At 65.4% G+C, this 15157-nt stretch carries 13 protein-coding genes; 6 read left to right on the forward strand and 7 right to left on the reverse strand.

The window, feature by feature from the left end:
• Positions 1–100: 100 nt before the first annotated feature.
• The 4 genes from araD (at position 101) to JMY28_RS13640 (ending at position 5165) form a co-directional block, all read left to right on the forward strand.
• The gene (gene araD / locus JMY28_RS13625; RefSeq protein ID WP_201696459.1) at positions 101–1861 is read left to right on the forward strand and encodes an L-arabinonate dehydratase; all 1761 of its coding nucleotides are present in this window, start codon (positions 101–103) and stop codon (positions 1859–1861) included.
• 27 nt (positions 1862–1888) lie between these two features.
• Entirely contained in the window at positions 1889–2638 is a 750-nt protein-coding gene (locus JMY28_RS13630; RefSeq protein ID WP_201696460.1) for a ribonuclease activity regulator RraA, read from the forward strand.
• Between the two features lie 117 nt (positions 2639–2755).
• Complete coding sequence (locus tag JMY28_RS13635) at positions 2756–4039, forward strand: MFS transporter (RefSeq protein WP_407945507.1); 1284 nt, start codon at positions 2756–2758, stop codon at positions 4037–4039.
• Between the two features lie 55 nt (positions 4040–4094).
• Positions 4095–5165 (forward strand): LacI family DNA-binding transcriptional regulator, encoded by a 1071-nt coding sequence (locus tag JMY28_RS13640; protein ID WP_201696462.1) that lies wholly within the window; start codon positions 4095–4097, stop codon positions 5163–5165.
• 27 nt (positions 5166–5192) lie between these two features.
• Here the strand turns inward: JMY28_RS13640 and JMY28_RS13645 are convergent, their stop codons facing one another.
• Complete coding sequence (locus JMY28_RS13645; RefSeq protein ID WP_201696463.1) at positions 5193–6170, reverse strand: 2-hydroxyacid dehydrogenase; 978 nt, start codon at positions 6168–6170, stop codon at positions 5193–5195.
• Positions 6171–6227: 57 nt separating this feature from the next.
• The gene (locus tag JMY28_RS13650; protein ID WP_201696464.1) at positions 6228–7583 is read right to left on the reverse strand and encodes an MFS transporter; all 1356 of its coding nucleotides are present in this window, start codon (positions 7581–7583) and stop codon (positions 6228–6230) included.
• A 163-nt stretch (positions 7584–7746) separates the two neighbouring features.
• Here JMY28_RS13650 and JMY28_RS13655 point away from each other — a divergent pair, with 163 nt between their 5' ends.
• Entirely contained in the window at positions 7747–8925 is a 1179-nt protein-coding gene (locus JMY28_RS13655; RefSeq protein WP_201696465.1) for a citrate synthase family protein, read from the forward strand.
• Between the two features lie 70 nt (positions 8926–8995).
• On the opposite strand, the gene JMY28_RS13660 is transcribed toward JMY28_RS13655, so the two are convergent.
• From JMY28_RS13660 to JMY28_RS13670, 3 genes are all read right to left on the reverse strand, one after another.
• Positions 8996–10027 carry an SGNH/GDSL hydrolase family protein gene (locus tag JMY28_RS13660; protein WP_201696466.1) on the reverse strand — a complete coding sequence of 344 codons (1032 nt, stop codon included), beginning with the start codon at positions 10025–10027 and terminating at the stop codon, positions 8996–8998.
• 134 nt (positions 10028–10161) lie between these two features.
• Complete coding sequence (locus JMY28_RS13665) at positions 10162–11331, reverse strand: GGDEF domain-containing protein (RefSeq protein ID WP_201696467.1); 1170 nt, start codon at positions 11329–11331, stop codon at positions 10162–10164.
• Between the two features lie 82 nt (positions 11332–11413).
• On the reverse strand, positions 11414–11926 hold the full coding sequence (locus JMY28_RS13670) for a UbiX family flavin prenyltransferase (RefSeq protein ID WP_328809399.1): 513 nt from the start codon (positions 11924–11926) through the stop codon (positions 11414–11416).
• On the opposite strand from JMY28_RS13670, the gene JMY28_RS38910 reads away from it, so the two are divergent.
• Entirely contained in the window at positions 11919–12140 is a 222-nt protein-coding gene (locus JMY28_RS38910; RefSeq protein ID WP_236596851.1) for a type 2 periplasmic-binding domain-containing protein, read from the forward strand. The two genes, JMY28_RS13670 and JMY28_RS38910, sit on opposite strands and share 8 nt — an antisense overlap.
• Before the next feature lie 48 nt (positions 12141–12188).
• Here JMY28_RS38910 and qhpG read toward each other — a convergent pair whose 3' ends face one another.
• Entirely contained in the window at positions 12189–13493 is a 1305-nt protein-coding gene (qhpG, locus tag JMY28_RS13675; protein ID WP_201696469.1) for a flavin-dependent monooxygenase QhpG, read from the reverse strand.
• A gap of 376 nt (positions 13494–13869) precedes the next feature.
• Entirely contained in the window at positions 13870–14979 is a 1110-nt protein-coding gene (locus JMY28_RS13680) for a purine-nucleoside phosphorylase (RefSeq protein WP_201696470.1), read from the reverse strand.
• Positions 14980–15157 lie beyond the last annotated feature (178 nt).

Raw genomic sequence — 15157 nt, forward strand, 5'->3', positions numbered from 1 at the left:
CCGATGATAACGCTACCATTGCCGACACTTCCTCACCGGCCGCCTTGTCGAACGCCGGCCTTCGACGGCTCTTTTTCTCCGTCGAAATGGTAGCGTTATCATGGAGAACACCTTGTCCCAAGTCCGCAAGAAGCCCGAAGACCTGCGCAGCTACCGCTGGTACGGCGTCAACGACCTCCGCTCGTTCGGCCACCGCTCGCGCACCGCGCAGATGGGCTATCACTCGTCCGATTACATGGGCAAGCCCGTGATCGCCGTGGTGAACACGTGGAGCGAGATCAACTCGTGCCATACCCACTTCAAGCAACGCGTGGAGGAAGTGAAGCGCGGCATCTGGCAGGCGGGCGGCTTTCCGGTCGAGATGCCCGTGATGACGTTGGCCGAGCCGTTCCAGAAGCCCACCACCATGCTTTATCGCAACTTCCTCGCCATGGAGACGGAGGAACTGCTCAAGTCGTACCCGTTCGATGGCTGCGTGCTCATGGGCGGCTGCGACAAGACCACGCCGGGTCTCCTGATGGGCGCGATCAGCATGAACCTGCCTGCTATCTATCTGCCCGCCGGGCCGATGCTGCGCGGCAACTGGAATGGCCGCACGCTCGGCAGCGGCTCGGACACGTGGAAGTACTGGGCGGAGCTGCGCGCGGGCAAGATCACCGAAGACGAGTGGAAGGGCATCGAGAGCGGCATTGCGCGCTCGCCGGGCCACTGCATGACGATGGGCACGGCCTCGACGATGACTAGCGCGACCGAGGCGCTCGGCCTCACGCTGCCGGGTTTTTCGTCGATTCCCGCGGCGGACTCGCGTCACGCGCAGTACGCGTCGCTCACCGGGCAGCGCATCGTCGAGATGGTGTGGACCGACCAGAAGCCCTCGGACATCCTCACCGCGAAAGCCTTCGACAATGCCGTGACCACCGTGCTCGCGATGTCGGGTTCGACCAACGCGATCGTGCATCTCGTGGCCGTGGCGCGCCGCGCGGGCATCGATCTGACCACCGCGCGCTTCGACGAACTCGCGCGCGTGACGCCCGTGCTCGGCAATATCCGCCCGGCCGGACAGTATCTGATGGAGGACTTCTATTACGCGGGCGGCCTGCGTGCGCTGCTCGTGGAACTCGGCGACCTGATCGACGGCACGCAGATGACGGTGAACGGCAAGACGCTCGGCGAAAACATTGCCGGCGCGGAGATCTTCAACGACGACGTGATCCGCACGCGCAGCAATCCGCTCGTCGCGCGCGACGGCCTCGCCGTGCTCACGGGCAATCTCGCGCCAGACGGCGCGGTCATCAAGCCCGCGGCGATGGAGGCGCATCTGCTCAGGCACCGCGGCCCCGCCGTCGTGTTCCGCGACTACAACGACATGGCGGCACGTATCGACAGCGACGATCTCGATGTCACCGCCGACTCCGTGATCGTGCTGCAGCACGCGGGCCCGGTCGGTGCGCCCGGCATGCCTGAATGGGGGCAGCTGCCCATTCCGCAGAAGCTGCTCAAGCTTGGCGTGCGCGACATGCTGCGCATTTCCGACGCGCGCATGAGCGGCACGAGCTACGGCGCATGCGTGCTGCACGTCGCGCCCGAATCGTTTGTGGGCGGCCCGCTCGCGCTCGTGAAAGACGGCGACATCATCGAACTCGACGTCGAGGCGCGCCGCCTGCATCTGCATGTGAGCGACGCGGAACTTGGCCGACGCAAAGCGGCGTGGACGCCGCCGAAGCGGCCGTTCGAGCGCGGCTTCGGCGTGATGCATCAGCTGCACGTGACGCAGGCGAACAAGGGCTGCGATTTCGATTTCCTCGAAACGCCAGCCGCCACGCCCTGCGAAGCCCACGGCGCCGAACCTGAAATTCACTAATCTCCACCATCGAAGACATCACCGATCATGACCGCACCGAACCCCGCATCGACCTCGACAGTCAGCGACGCCGCGCTCGAACAACTGCGTCACGTGAGCACCGCCACCCTTACGACCCAACTCTTCAAGCGCGGCCTGCGCAACGTGTTTTTGCAGGGCGTGGCGCCGCTCGTGAAGCCTGAGCCGGGCACACCGAATCTCGTCGGTCCTGCGTTCACGCTGCGCAATATCCCGGCGCGCGAGGATATTGACCACGTGGGCATATTCCAGAACCCGGATCATCCGCAGCGCAAGGCCGTGGAAACGGCGCCTGCGGGCAGCGTGCTCGTGCAGGACTGCCGCGGTGACCGCACGGTGGCATCTGTGGGCTCGATTCTCGCGTTGCGCCTGGCCAAACGCGGCGTGGCGGGCATGGTCTCGGACGGCCCCGTGCGCGACAGCGGCACGATCGCGGCGCTCGGCTTGCGTATCTGGTGCGCGGGCGCGAGCGCGCCGCTCAATCTCGCGAAGCATCATGCCGTGGACCTGAACGTGCCGATCGCGTGCGGCGGCGTGCCCGTTTATCCGGGTGACATCGTCGTGGGCGATGCCGACGGCGTGGTGATCGTGCCGCACGAAATGGCCGAGGAAGTCGCGTGCGACGCCATCGAGCAGGAGCGGCTCGAAGCGTTCATCACCGAGCGCATCGAGTCGGGTCTTGCGCTGCGCGGCACGTATCCGCCGAACGAGGAAACGCTGGCGGCGTATCGCGTATGGTGCGAGCAGCAGGCAAAATAGGCCGCATGCAGTAAGCAGGACGACACCTAAAAACAGAGGCCTGCGCGTGATGCGGGCTCAGGAGACAACGTGAACGATGCCACCGCAGCGATCGACGAGCCGCGTCTGATCAACCGCATGGGCTGGCGGCTAATGCCGCTGCTCGGCGTGCTCTACCTGGTCGCGTATATCGACCGCTCCAACATCGCCTTCGCGAAGCTGCAGATGCTCGGCAGCCTCGGGCTTTCGGAAGTCGCATACGGGCTTGGCGCGTCGCTGTTCTTCATCGGCTATCTGCTGTTCGAGGTGCCGAGCAATGTGCTGCTCCACAAGTACGGCGCGCCGCGCTGGATGGCGCGCATCATGTTCACCTGGGGCGTGGTGACGATTCTGCTCGCCTTCACGCGCAACGCCACGATGTTCTATATCCTGCGCTTTTTGCTGGGCGCCTCCGAAGCCGGGCTCTATCCCGGCGTGATCTATTACCTCACACTGTGGTTTCCGCAGCGCCACCGCGTGCGCATGCTCGGTTACTTCACGGTGGGCAGCAGCCTCGGCAACATGATCGGCGCGCCGATTTGCGGCTGGCTGCTCGACAAAGGCGGCCTGTTCGGCCTGCAAGGCTGGCAGCTCGTGTTCGTGGTCACCGGCATTCCATCGGTACTGCTGACGATTGTCGTGCTCTACCTGCTGCCGAAGGCGCCGCAGCACGCGACGTTCCTCTCCGAAGGCGAGAAGCGCTGGCTCACGCACACGCTCTCGAGCGAGAGCGCGGCCGCGCGGGGCCGGGAGCGCCACGGCTCGGTGCTTAGCGTGCTCACGGAGCGGCGCGTGCTCGGCATGGCGTTCTACTACATGATGCTGTCGATCTCCGTGTACGGCGTGAGCTACTGGCTACCTACGCTCGTCAAGGGATTCGGCGTGAGCAACACCACGAACGGGCTGCTCAACATCATTCCCTGGCTGCTGGCGACTATCGTGCTCGCCACGCTCCCTTCGCGGCTGCGCGCGAGTAATCATGCGATGGTCGCGATGCTGGTGTCGTCGCTGCTCGGCATCGTGTTCTTCGTTTCGTCGGTGTTTCTGCCGGGCCACGCGCTGCGCTTCGCTGCGCTGTGTCTTGGCGCGCCGTGCATGTATCTGCTGATTCCGTGCTTCTGGACGCTTCCGCCCAAATTCCTTTACGGTGCGCGCGCCGCGGCGGGCATTGCCGCGATCAATTCGCTCGGCAATATCGGCGGTTTCATTGCGCAGAATCTCGTGCCCTTCGTGAAGCAGGCAACGGGCAGCACGCGCATGCCCATGCTCGTGCCCGCCGCGTGCATGGTGGTCTTCGCGATCGTCACCGCCATGATCTTGCGCCGCGGAAATCGTATGCCGCAGACCGTTGACGGCGCGCCCTTGCCGAACAACGCACGTTAGGCCACGAGGCGCATTCGCTACAATAGCCGCGCATTGCCCACACCCGTTCACGTTCATGTCGACCATCAAACCCGCTCCGAGCATCGAACACGCGGACGCCACCGTGCGCGCGAAGCGCACGCGCGGCGGCCCCAAGGGCCTGCGCATCACCGACGTCGCCGCGCAAGCGGGCGTCTCGCCCATTACGGTTTCGCGCGTGTTCAACAACCCGGAGTCGGTCGCGCCGGAAACGCTGGAGCGCGTGCGTCAGGTCGTGCAGAAACTGGGCTATGTGCCCAACCGGCTCGCGGGCGGGTTGTCGTCGGCGCGCTCGCGCCTCGTCGCGGCCATCGTGCCGACGGTTTCGCACTCGCTGTTTTCGGAAACGATTCAGGTGTTCAGCGAGACGATGTCACGCGCGGGCTACGAGGTGCTGCTCGCGTTGAGCGGCTATAGCGCGTCGAACGAGGAGAGCCTGCTCGATACGGTATTGAGCCGCCGCCCCGAAGGCGTGCTGCTCACGGGCGTGGCGCATACCGAATCGTTGCGCGGGCGTCTGAAGAACGTTGGCATTCCCGTCGTCGAAACGTGGGACATGACCGATACGCCAATCGACATGCTGGTGGGCTTTTCGCACTACCAGATCGGCGTGGCGGTGGCCGGGCATTTTCTCGCGCGCGGCGCGCGCCGTCCCGCGCTCATCTCGGCCAACGACGCGCGCGCGCTCGCGCGGCGCGCGGGTTTTCGCGAACGGCTCGCGCAGGAAGGCATCGAGGACGTGCCCGAGGAACAGGTCGCGCCGCCGAGTTCGGTCGCGCATGGCAAGCGCGCGCTGCCGCAACTGCTCGCGCGCGCCCGGGATATCGACGCCGTGTTCTGCGGCTCGGATTTGCTCGCGATCGGCGCGCTCGGTGCCGCGCGCCAGATGGGCGTGCAGGTGCCCTCGCAACTGGCGATTTGCGGCTTCGGCGATCTGGAGTTCGCCACCGAAACCACGCCCCAGCTAACGACGGTGCGCGTGGAGGGCACACGCATTGGCGTGAACGCCGCGCGCTTCCTGCTGGACCGCCTGAGCGGCGAAACCAGCGTGGCCGAGCCTCGCGCGCTCGACGTGGGGTTCACGATCGTGACGCGCGAATCGGCTTGAGTTTTTCCCGCTAACAGTCACGCCAGCTCAGGCTGCTGCTGCGGTTCTCACGATTTCCTGTGTCTGGACAGGCGCGCTGCGCGGACTGGCAATGCCAAAGTGGCTCGCCAACATATCGACCACGTTATCGGCCATGCCCGTGCGCGTTTCTTCGGTCGCCGAACCAATATGCGGCGTGAGCACGACGCGCGGGTTGTCGATCAGCGCTTGCGGCACGTCGGGTTCGTGCTCGAACACGTCGAGCGCCGCGCCTGCGATACGTTGCTCATCGAGTGCCGCGATCAGCGCTTCTTCATCCACCACCGGGCCGCGCGCAATGTTGATGAGGAAGCCTTGCGGGCCGAGCGCGTCGATCACGGCCGCATTCACCAGATGATGCGTTTGCGGCGTGAGCGGACAGGTGAGGATCAGCATGTCGCTATCGGCCGCGAGACGCGTGACGTCGTCGTAGTACGGCAGATCGACGCTCTTGCGGTTCGGCCCGTAGTACGCGACTTGCGAGCCGAACGCCTTCAACCGTTTCGCGATTGCCGCGCCGATCATGCCGAGCCCGACAATGCCGACCTTCATGCGCGAAATCGAGCGGCCTAGCGGCATTGCGCCCTGCACGGGCCATTTGCCGGAGCGGACATAGGCGTCTGCCTGCACGATGTCGCGCGTGAGCGCGAGCGCCAGGCCCATAGCGGTGTTCGCGACATCTTCGGCCAGCACGTGCGACGCGTTCTCGATGCGGATGCCGCGCGCCTGCGCGCTTTTCACGTCGAGGTTGTCGAGGCCGGCGCTATAGCTGGCAATGATTTCCAGCGCGGGCAGGGCGTCGAGAAACGCCGCGTCGATTTTCGTCTTGCGCAGTGCGACGCCGCGAATGGACGCGCCGTGCTGCGCGAGAAACGCAGCGGCTTCGTCCGGCGCCTTCGGCAGATCGAGCATCGTGAAGAGGGACGCGAGTTCCGCCTGGGTGCGTTCCGGCAATTCTGCTGCGTTGAGAATGATGGGTTTTGCCATGATGAATCGATGAATCCTTGCGTCGTTTTGATGCGTGGTCGCGCGCTTCGCGACCTGTCAGTTGACTTTCACGCGCTCGATGCGGCCCATGAACACGAGATAAACCAGCGCCGCGACCACACAGTGTGCCGCGACAAAATAAAGACCTGCCGTGTAGCCGCCCGTTGCCTGCACGATATAGCCGAACACGATAGGCGTGACGATACCGCCAATATTGCCGATGCAATTGAAAATCGCGCCGGCAAGGCCCACGGCTTCGCGCGGCGCGGTATCGCAGGCGATGGCCCAGGTGCCCGCGCCGGCCGCGGCGCCCTTGCCGAAGAAAGCGAGCGTCATCAGCAGGACGATCACGGTGTTGCTCTCGGTGAACGCCGAGAACACGATGCAGCAGCCCACCGCCATGCCGACGATATAGGGCGTCTTGCGCGCCCACGAAACGCTCCAGCCATGCCGGATCAGCGAGTCCGAAATCGCGCCGCCCGCAATGCCGCCGACAAAGCCCGCGATAGCCGGCAGCATCGTCGCGAGACCGGCCTGCATGACGTTCATCCCGCGCGCCTGCACGAGGTAGATCGGAAACCACGTGATGAAGAAATAGCTCAGCGCAATGACGCAATATTGGCCGATATACGAGCACCAGAGCATGCGGTTGGTGAGCAGCATGCGCAGCACCTTTGCGGACACCGCGGGGCGAGACAGACGCTCGAGCTTCGAGTCGATGTCGATCATCGCGCCGCCCGCGACGAGTCGGTCGAGTTCGGCTGGCGAAATGCGCGGGTGCTTGCGCGGCTCGTGCATTACGCGCGCCCAGATGCCGGCGCAGGCAATGCCGATCAGACCGAGCGCGAAGAACGGCGCGGGCCAGCCGAACTTGCCGGTGAGCCAGCCCGCGAACGGCGAGAAGATCGCCACCGCGAAATACGATGCGGACGCAAACAACGACGTCGCGAAGCCGCGCTCTTCCTTCGGGAACCACATGACCGTCACGCGGCTGTTGGCGGGGAAGCTCGGCGCCTCGATGAGCCCCAGTGCGAAGCGCAAGGCGAACAACAGGCCCAGCGCCATCGACAGATCGGTCGTGACCTTGCCCACGAAGCCGACGAGTATCGTCGCGAGCGACCACAAGATCAGCGTGGCGGCGTACATGACTTTCGTGCCGACGCGGTCGAGCAGCAGGCCGCCGGGGATCTGCCCGATCACATAGGCCCAGCTGAACGCCGAGAGCACGTAGCCGAGCTGGATAGGGTTGAGCCCGAATTCTTTTGCTATGCCGGGTCCGGCAATCGAGAGGATCGCGCGGTCTGCGTAAGCGACGGTCGCGAGCAGCAGGATGGCGGCCAGAATCGTGAATCGCGTGCGCGTGGCGCTTGTGACTTCAGTGGCGTCGTAGCTGACGGGCCTCTGCGTGGACATCGGTGTCTCCAGTGTCGGGCTCTATGGCGCGGTTATCATTGTCGATCCGTACCCGTGAGCTACGTCTGGATGCGCGGGTCAGATTGACTGTATTTGACGCATCCCGCCAGTACGCGTCAACCTTGATTGAGTGAATCAACCTGGAAAACGAGTGGAAAACTGGATGACACAGGAGGAGGCCTGTCACGCGCTGGGCGTGCGCAAGCAGACGTTGTATGCGTACGTGAGCCGCGGGCGCATCGAGGTCCGGTGGGACCCGGAGCACACAAGCCGCAAGCTGTACCGCGGCTCGGATGTGGCGGCGCTCAGGAAGAAACGCGATCTGGGCCGCGCTCACAAGAACATCGCGGCGAGCACGATGGCATGGGGCGAGCCCATCATCAACACGCGTATTTCCACGATCGCGCGGGGCCGGCTTTACTACCGCGGGCACGATGCGCTCGCGTTCGCGAACCGGGCGACGCTCGAAGAGGTCGCGCAGTGTCTATGGGAGACGGACGCTGCGCCGGTCTTTCCCGCCTTCCGCGACGACGTGAGCGTTCCCGAAGGCGCGCCGCCGCGCGCGCGGGTCTATGCGTCGATCGCGCTCGCTGCGGCGCAACCGCGTTCGAGCGGCGCGCTCGTTGTCGCCCGGTTGAACGAGGAAGCGGCGTGCCTCGTGGGCCGCTTCGCGAGCGCCTTCGTCGGGCCGGGCAATATCGGCGCCTTCGGTGAAAGCGGCGCGCTGCATTTGCGTCTCGCGCGTGCGTGGCAGTGCGAAGCACAGGCGGACTTGCTGCGGCGTGCGCTCGCGTTGCTGGCGGACCAGGAGCTGACGACGTCGGCGTTTGCAGCACGTGTGGCCGCCTCGACGGGTGCGTCGCTCGGCTCGTGCATGCTAGCGGGCCTGGCCGCGTTCGCCGGGCCCTTGCACGGCGACGCCGCATTGCGCGTGCAGGCGCTACTCGGCAATGTGCGCGAGATGGGTGTCGCGGCGGCGGCCGAGCGCTGGGTGAAGTCGAACGGGCCGCTGCCGGGCTTCGGTCACGAGCTTTACCCGCAAGGCGACCCGCGCGCGGCGGACCTGCTCGCGGCATTCGAAGCACCGGGCGAAGTGCGCGCGCTGATCGACTACGTTCACGCGTCGCGCGGTCTCGCGCCGACGATCGACATCGCGCTCACCGCGCTTGCCAGCTATTGCCGCTTGCCGGAAGACGCGGTGTTCGCGATATTCGCCATCGGCCGCAGCGTGGGCTGGATGGCGCACGCCATCGAGCAGATGACCAGCGGCACGCTGCTGCGGCCGCGGGCCAACTATATCGGACCTGCTGGCGCCAGCGCCGGAGATCATCAGGAGTCTTGACGGAAGAAAACTGCCGCCGTTCATGCGTGCGACCGCGCCCGTGCCCGGCGCGGTCGCACGAATCCAGCACTCAATGGCCCAGACCGCTCGCCGCGATCTGCTGCTCGACGTACTGCGCGAAGAGCGTATGCGTATGCGTGGTCGGGTGTAGGTCGTCGGCGAACATATAGGTCTGATCGGCATTGGCCGAGACGTAGGTGGCCGGTGAGCAGAGCAACGAGGTGTCGTCCGGCGTTTTCGAAGGATCGCACGCCTGGGCCGTGTTGGACACGGTAAATCCGCTCGCCTGGAAGTTCGCGACGAGCTGCGTGATCCAGGTGTATGCATCGACTTCGACGACCTTGCCTTGCAAACCATCGGCCTGCAACGCGCCATTCAATGTCGAGTTGAAGAGCTGCGATAGCTGGGTCAGATTCGCGCCGCCGTCGGCAGAGGAAATGCCCTTGGGCGAGAGACCGATGTTCGGCACGTTGATCACCACGACATGCGTGGCGCCGGCCTGCACGATCTGCCCGACGATCTGCGCAAGCGTCGTGGCGGCAGTCTGCACGACGGTATTGGCGGTGGGCGGATTGCCCGCGCGCAGCACGTCGTTCGCGCCTGCCCAGACCAGGACGAGCTGACCGGAGTTGAAGCTGCCATGCGCGGAGAGGTAGCTCGAAACCTGCTGATTGACCGGCATTTCGATGTTGCCGATCACGTCCGAAAGGAAGTCGTACTGGTCGGCCGGCGTGGCGACCGTCGAGCCGCCCTCAGCGTAGCCGAAGCCGCCTTGCGCGCTCAGCTTGTGATCGATACTGACCGTGTAGGCAGCGTTCAGGGTGTCGCCATAATATTGCGCGACATCCTGGGACCAGACCTGGCCGGGGTTCGTCGTGAACCGCCCGCCGCCCACGGCGCCCGCGATCGGCGCGTAGGTTCCGACGTCGGAAAGACTGTCGCCGAATGAGACGACTTGCAGCTTGACGCCGCCCGCCGGCGTGCTCGTGCCGGTGCTCGAGCCGCTGCCTCCTCCGCCGCCGCCACCGCCGCCACAAGCCGCGAGCAGGAAAATGAGTCCGGCGGAAATTGCCACCCGAATCCGGGAATCGATCGTTGCCATTGTGCCCCCTTACCGCTCGACGCGGTTGCGCCCCCGACCGGATAGGGCGGGTTTAAGTGGGCTAGCAAAAAGGATGCGCGCAGCTTACAAATTACCAACGTCGAGCTGACTTGGGGCTAACCTGGCTGCGGGCGCTAGAGAAGCAGCATTTCGAGCCGGTTGCCGCCCAGCGATTTCGCGCTGTAGAGCGCGGCGTCGGCAGCGGCCAGCAGGTCGGAGAGCGTGGACGCCTCGTGACCATGCTGCGCAAGGCCAATGCTCACCGTAGCGCGTATGTCGACGCCCTCGATCTTGTGCGTCACGGTTTGAGCGAAACGCCTGGCGATCGCTTCGCCCACCGCTTTGGCGCGCAAGCGGTCATGGCCCGGCAGGAGGGCGGCGAACTCTTCACCGCCTATGCGGGCGAGGATCGCGTCGGGTCCCATGGCGCTGCGGGCAATGTCCGCGAACGCCCTGAGGACGTCGTCGCCGGTCTTGTGGCCGTAGCGGTCGTTGATGGTCTTGAAGTGGTCGAGATCGAAGGCGAGGAGCGAAAGCGGCTGGCGCGCCGCGGGCGCACGCGAGCGGACCTCGTTCATCACGCGCTCGCCTTCTTCGAAGAACCAGCGGCGGTTGCCAAGGCGGGTCAGGTAATCCGTTTGGGATTCGCGCAAAAGCTGCCCGTGGGTTTCCTCGCGAATCAGCTTGAGCAAGGACATGGGCAGAATGACCGAATACAGCACGCCTTCATACATCGTGATCTTGCTGGCGAGCGCGACGAAGCCGTCCCCATAGCGGCTCCCTAGCACGGGGAGCACAAACGTCCTGAACAGGTAAAAAAGCGCATGGAATCCCGTTACGAACGTCGCGACGTGGCGCGATTGCACCCCTTTCATGCCGTCGCCGCGTAATAGCTCGCGCGAGGTCATGGCGCTTACCAGCGCAATGGGAAGCGCGCTCGCGTAGTACCACATGTCGGCTGGATGCCGTGCGCCCCATGTGGCCCATGTCAGCGCGATCAGCGCGAGCAGGGCGATCGAGCCTGCCCGGTATTGCCGGCCGTTCAGCGTCGCGACGCCGTGCAAGACCAGCAGATAGCCGGTCATGATGATGAGGTTGCTCAGCGCAGCACCCCATACGCCCGGCAGGTCGGCGCGCACGAGTACCGCGGCGCACCCGGTTGCGAGGGTGGCGTATCCCGCGGCCAGAATTCGCAAGGCCTTGCTGCGCGCGGGATGCGTTCGGTGCTCCCAGAGCGTGATCAGGGAACTGGCTAGCAGGGTCCCGATCAGGAGAAAGTAGATGGTAAGTAGATCGACGTGCATCGCTGGCGTGAGGCTTCTCCGCCGGTCCATCGCGGCGAACGGCGCATTTTACGCCGAAACTTAATACTGCGATGCACGTTCCCTAATTATGCGCGGCGTGTCCACGACGGCTGCACGCGTCGCGCCACGCCGCTATGCGTTCTGTATCGAGCCCGAACTGATCGAGCGCGCGGCTCACCGAGTGATCGACCATGGCCTGCAGGCTCGCGGGCTTCGCGTAGAACGCGGGCACCGGCGGGAGCACCACTGCGCCGGCCTCGGTCACCGTCGTCATGTTGCGCAAGTGGATCAGGTTCAGCGGCGCTTCCCGGACCATCAGCACGAGTGGCAGGCGTTCCTTGAGCACCACGTCGGCGGCGCGCGTGAGCAGCGTGCTCGTGACGCCCGAGGCGATTTCGCCCACGGTGCGCATCGAGCACGGCACGACGAGCATACCGAGCGTGCGGAACGACCCCGACGCAATGGACGCGCCCACATCGGCGATCGGGTGAACATGGTCGGCGAGCGCATGCACGGCTTCGCGCGAGAGGCCCGACTCGTATTCGCGCGTGATGTGTCTGGAGGCCGGGTTCGAGCCGGCGAGGGTCTTGCGCACGACGGATTCCGTGGGCGTGATGAGCTTCGCGGCGGCGGGGCTTGGCGTTGGCGTCGTGCCGCTCACGCTCGCGCGCTTTGGTCTGGAAGGCGCGGTGTTCAAGCCGCTCGCAATGGCGAATGGAGATAGCGAAGTGGTGATCGCCACGCGCGCGTATGACCGGTCGGCGGGGACACGGGCGCTCCTGGAAACGGCCGGGCAGGAGCGCGGGTGAGGCGGTCGCAGGCGATCAGTAGTGCGATGGAACATGCGAAAGTCGCGACTAAGGATAGTCCTGCATGGCAAGCCAGTGCCGGATCATCCGCGCCTGATCCGCATCGAGTGACTTGAGCACCTGCTCAGCGGGCTCACGCCGCAGCGCTTCGACCACGGGCGCGAGCGCAGCGTCGCAGAGATGCCAGATGCCGAGCGGCTGGTCCGGGCTCGCGACCACGTCCGCTTCTGCAATCATGCCGCCATCGATCACGGGCGCGCGTCCCACGTTCAACTCGTTGAAATCGGCGCTTACGTGAGCAGGCCGGTCGTCGGGCCACGCGCCACGCGTTTGCCAGAAGGGCTGCGTGGTCCAGCGCTGTTCGAGCGCATACACATCGCGCCCGGTGCGCGCGAAGCGCATGAACAAGTGCTCGATGCGCTGCTGGTGAAAGCGCAGCGCGAGGGGCGCGCGCTCGGGCCGCGCGAGCAGCGTGTGGATCACCGCCGGCGCCTGCAATGCGGTGGTGAGCGACTGGAACACGCCATTGCCCGCGAGCGGATCGACGGCCATGGCGGCGTCGCCCACGCGCAGCCAGTTGTAGCCGCCAGTACGGCCGCACAGCGTGGCGGTGCTGCTGCGCGCAGACAGGCGCGCGTCATTCGCGGCGTCACCTGCGAAGAAGTCGCTGGCAAGCGGGGAGTGCCGCATGCGCTCGCAGAACGCGAGCAGTTCATCGCGCTGCGGCAGTTCAGGGTTCGTGACGTCGAGCGTCAATTGCCAGTAGCAGCGACCGTCGCCTAGTCGCGCCATCCATGCCCAGCCGGCTGGCAGGCTTTCCACTGCAGTGGCGGCCGCGCCCGCGCGGCCCTGCCATACGTTCAGCAGGCTCACGGTTTGCGGGCCGCGCGTGGCGTCGCGCAATAGCGGTGCGAGGCGGCCGCGGGCTTCGACAAGAAAGTCCGCGCGCAAAGTGAGCGGTCCGTCGGCGGTTTCGATCATGAGGTCGTGACCCGCGGAAGTGGACTGCAGCGAGCGCACATTCGCCTCGATCACGTCTACGTTCGCGCTGCACAGGTCCTCGCGCAAAGCCGCATCGAACACGCGCCGATCGACGAGAAATTCGGCGTCGAGCGTTTGCAGCGCGCCGTTCCAGAGCGTGGTGCGCACGCAGGGTCCCTCGCCGCAACTCGCCGCGCGATGCAGGCCCGCGCGGCGCAGCGCTTCGATCACGCGTGCCGATAAGGTTTCGGCAGCGTCGAAGCGGCGCCAGTCGCTCACCACCTGCACGTGATAACCGAGCCCGGCGAGCGCGCGCGCAACGGCCGCGCCCGCTGGCCCCGCGCCGAGCACGACGATGCTGGCGGCACTCATGACGCACTCGCTCGCGAATGACCACACGCGGGCACATTCGCGAACATGATGGGCGTGGCGGCATGAAGGGGAGCGAAGTAACCGTCCATGCTGTCCCCCGTGGAATCATGGCGCATCGCTTCGCGACCCCTGCGCTGCGCTCGAAATGAGTGAGACCTAATCTGGCATAGATGCCGTGATAAAGCTATCCGGTCAAAGGAGGATTTCAGTAAAGGAAATCCCGCATTCCCATGCGCAATGCGTATGAACGGTCGTGCGCTGTAATTGCTGTGCGAATTGGCAATGCGTACCGGGTAGGGGCATGCATCGATCGTCTGTATTCCTCACAAGGATTCCTCGATGTAACGCGGCAAAGCGGGGACAGGGCGTGACGCCGTTAACGAGGCGCGCTTGAAGAGGCGCTCGAAGGAACGCCATCCTGCCATTCGCTCCAATGCGCGACGATGGTCTGAACGAGCGGATGGCCCGCGCGATAGAGGTTTTCCAACGCAGGTGCGAAGCCGCCCTGGCTTGCATAGTTCAGCAGATTCGCCGCATTCGATTCGCCCGCATACGGACGATCGAAGTCCGAGCCCGCGCGCAGCACGGCCACGCGATCGAGGTCCACACGTTGCGCATGCGCCGCGCGGCTGAGTGCTTCGAACGTGGCGTTGTCCTCCTGCTGCGTCATGCAGTACACGCCTTGTCCGCCAGTCAGCTGGCGCGTGAACGCGCTTGCCCTCGCGCCGAGCGCCTTGCCCGACCACCAGGTGTCGTCGGCGACCGAATCGCAACGGATCACCGTGGGCGGTCGGTTGGCGGGCGCGTAAGCATATTTCGCGCGCGCGGCCTGGGCCTGCGCGTTATCGGCGAGCGTCACGTCGTGCGAGATCGCCCAGGCAGCTTCGGTAAGTCTCGGGTTCACGCGGAACACCTCGGTGCGGTAGTCGAGCGCTGGCTTCTCGTTGGGACTTTTCGTATTGATGCCCAAATACCCGGTGCGCCAGCCGCGCGGGCGGCCATCGCCGTCGATCTCCCACTGCAGGCCGAAATCGACGAGCCAGTCCGACCAGGCCGCCGAGCCGATCGTGCCGTGCTCGGGGTTCACACCCGCAATGCCCGCGATGAGGAAGTAGGTCTTGCGCAGATCGAACTGAGGCGCGAAGGCGAGGGCCATGGTCGAGGCGGCGGCGTTTGCGTGGCCCATACCGGTCGTCATCACGCAGACGTCGTCGGCATTGCATTGCACGTTGGGGTAATCGGGCGAGAGGCCCGCGATCGTCACGGACTCCCAGGGACCGAGACGCTCGAGCCATGTCTTCGCTTCGGGCGCGAACATCGCCACGATCATGACTTTCACCGCACGGCCGTGCGCGATGGCGCCGCCCTGCGCGAAGGCCGCGGGTTGCGCAGAAAGCGCTCCGGCGTCCTGATGTGTGGAAGGGGGCTGCGACGCGCAGGCAGCGAGCGACAGCGCGGCGCAGAGGAACGTGAAGCGGGTTCGCATTGTGCAAGTCCTTGTGGTTGTACGCGTACCGGGCGGCACGATCGATCGGGCGAATGGTCAGGAAAATACGCTCGACTATGACAGTTTTGCGAAAGCACGGCGCCACGCGCGGCGCGGTAACCGGTGCGTGCCACGCGAAGCGCATTTCTGGCCGAAGTTCCTATACTTCGACTAGCGC

Origin of the sequence: Paraburkholderia hiiakae, assembly GCF_904848665.1 — a bacterium.
Taxonomy (GTDB): Bacteria; Pseudomonadota; Gammaproteobacteria; order Burkholderiales; family Burkholderiaceae; genus Paraburkholderia; species Paraburkholderia hiiakae.

Excerpts from the sequence above, each read along its gene's own strand:
- araD (WP_201696459.1), top strand. The coding sequence starts at position 101 with ATGGAGAACACCTTGTCCCAAGTCCGCAAGAAGCCCGAAGACCTGCGC.
- JMY28_RS13630 (WP_201696460.1), top strand. The coding sequence starts at position 1,889 with ATGACCGCACCGAACCCCGCATCGACCTCGACAGTCAGCGACGCCGCG.
- JMY28_RS13635 (WP_407945507.1), top strand. The coding sequence starts at position 2,756 with ATGGGCTGGCGGCTAATGCCGCTGCTCGGCGTGCTCTACCTGGTCGCG.
- JMY28_RS13640 (WP_201696462.1), top strand. The coding sequence starts at position 4,095 with ATGTCGACCATCAAACCCGCTCCGAGCATCGAACACGCGGACGCCACC.
- JMY28_RS13645 (WP_201696463.1), bottom strand. The coding sequence starts at position 6,170 with ATGGCAAAACCCATCATTCTCAACGCAGCAGAATTGCCGGAACGCACC.
- JMY28_RS13650 (WP_201696464.1), bottom strand. The coding sequence starts at position 7,583 with ATGTCCACGCAGAGGCCCGTCAGCTACGACGCCACTGAAGTCACAAGC.
- JMY28_RS13655 (WP_201696465.1), top strand. The coding sequence starts at position 7,747 with ATGACACAGGAGGAGGCCTGTCACGCGCTGGGCGTGCGCAAGCAGACG.
- JMY28_RS13660 (WP_201696466.1), bottom strand. The coding sequence starts at position 10,027 with ATGGCAACGATCGATTCCCGGATTCGGGTGGCAATTTCCGCCGGACTC.
- JMY28_RS13665 (WP_201696467.1), bottom strand. The coding sequence starts at position 11,331 with ATGCACGTCGATCTACTTACCATCTACTTTCTCCTGATCGGGACCCTG.
- qhpG (WP_201696469.1), bottom strand. The coding sequence starts at position 13,493 with ATGAGTGCCGCCAGCATCGTCGTGCTCGGCGCGGGGCCAGCGGGCGCG.
- JMY28_RS13680 (WP_201696470.1), bottom strand. The coding sequence starts at position 14,979 with ATGCGAACCCGCTTCACGTTCCTCTGCGCCGCGCTGTCGCTCGCTGCC.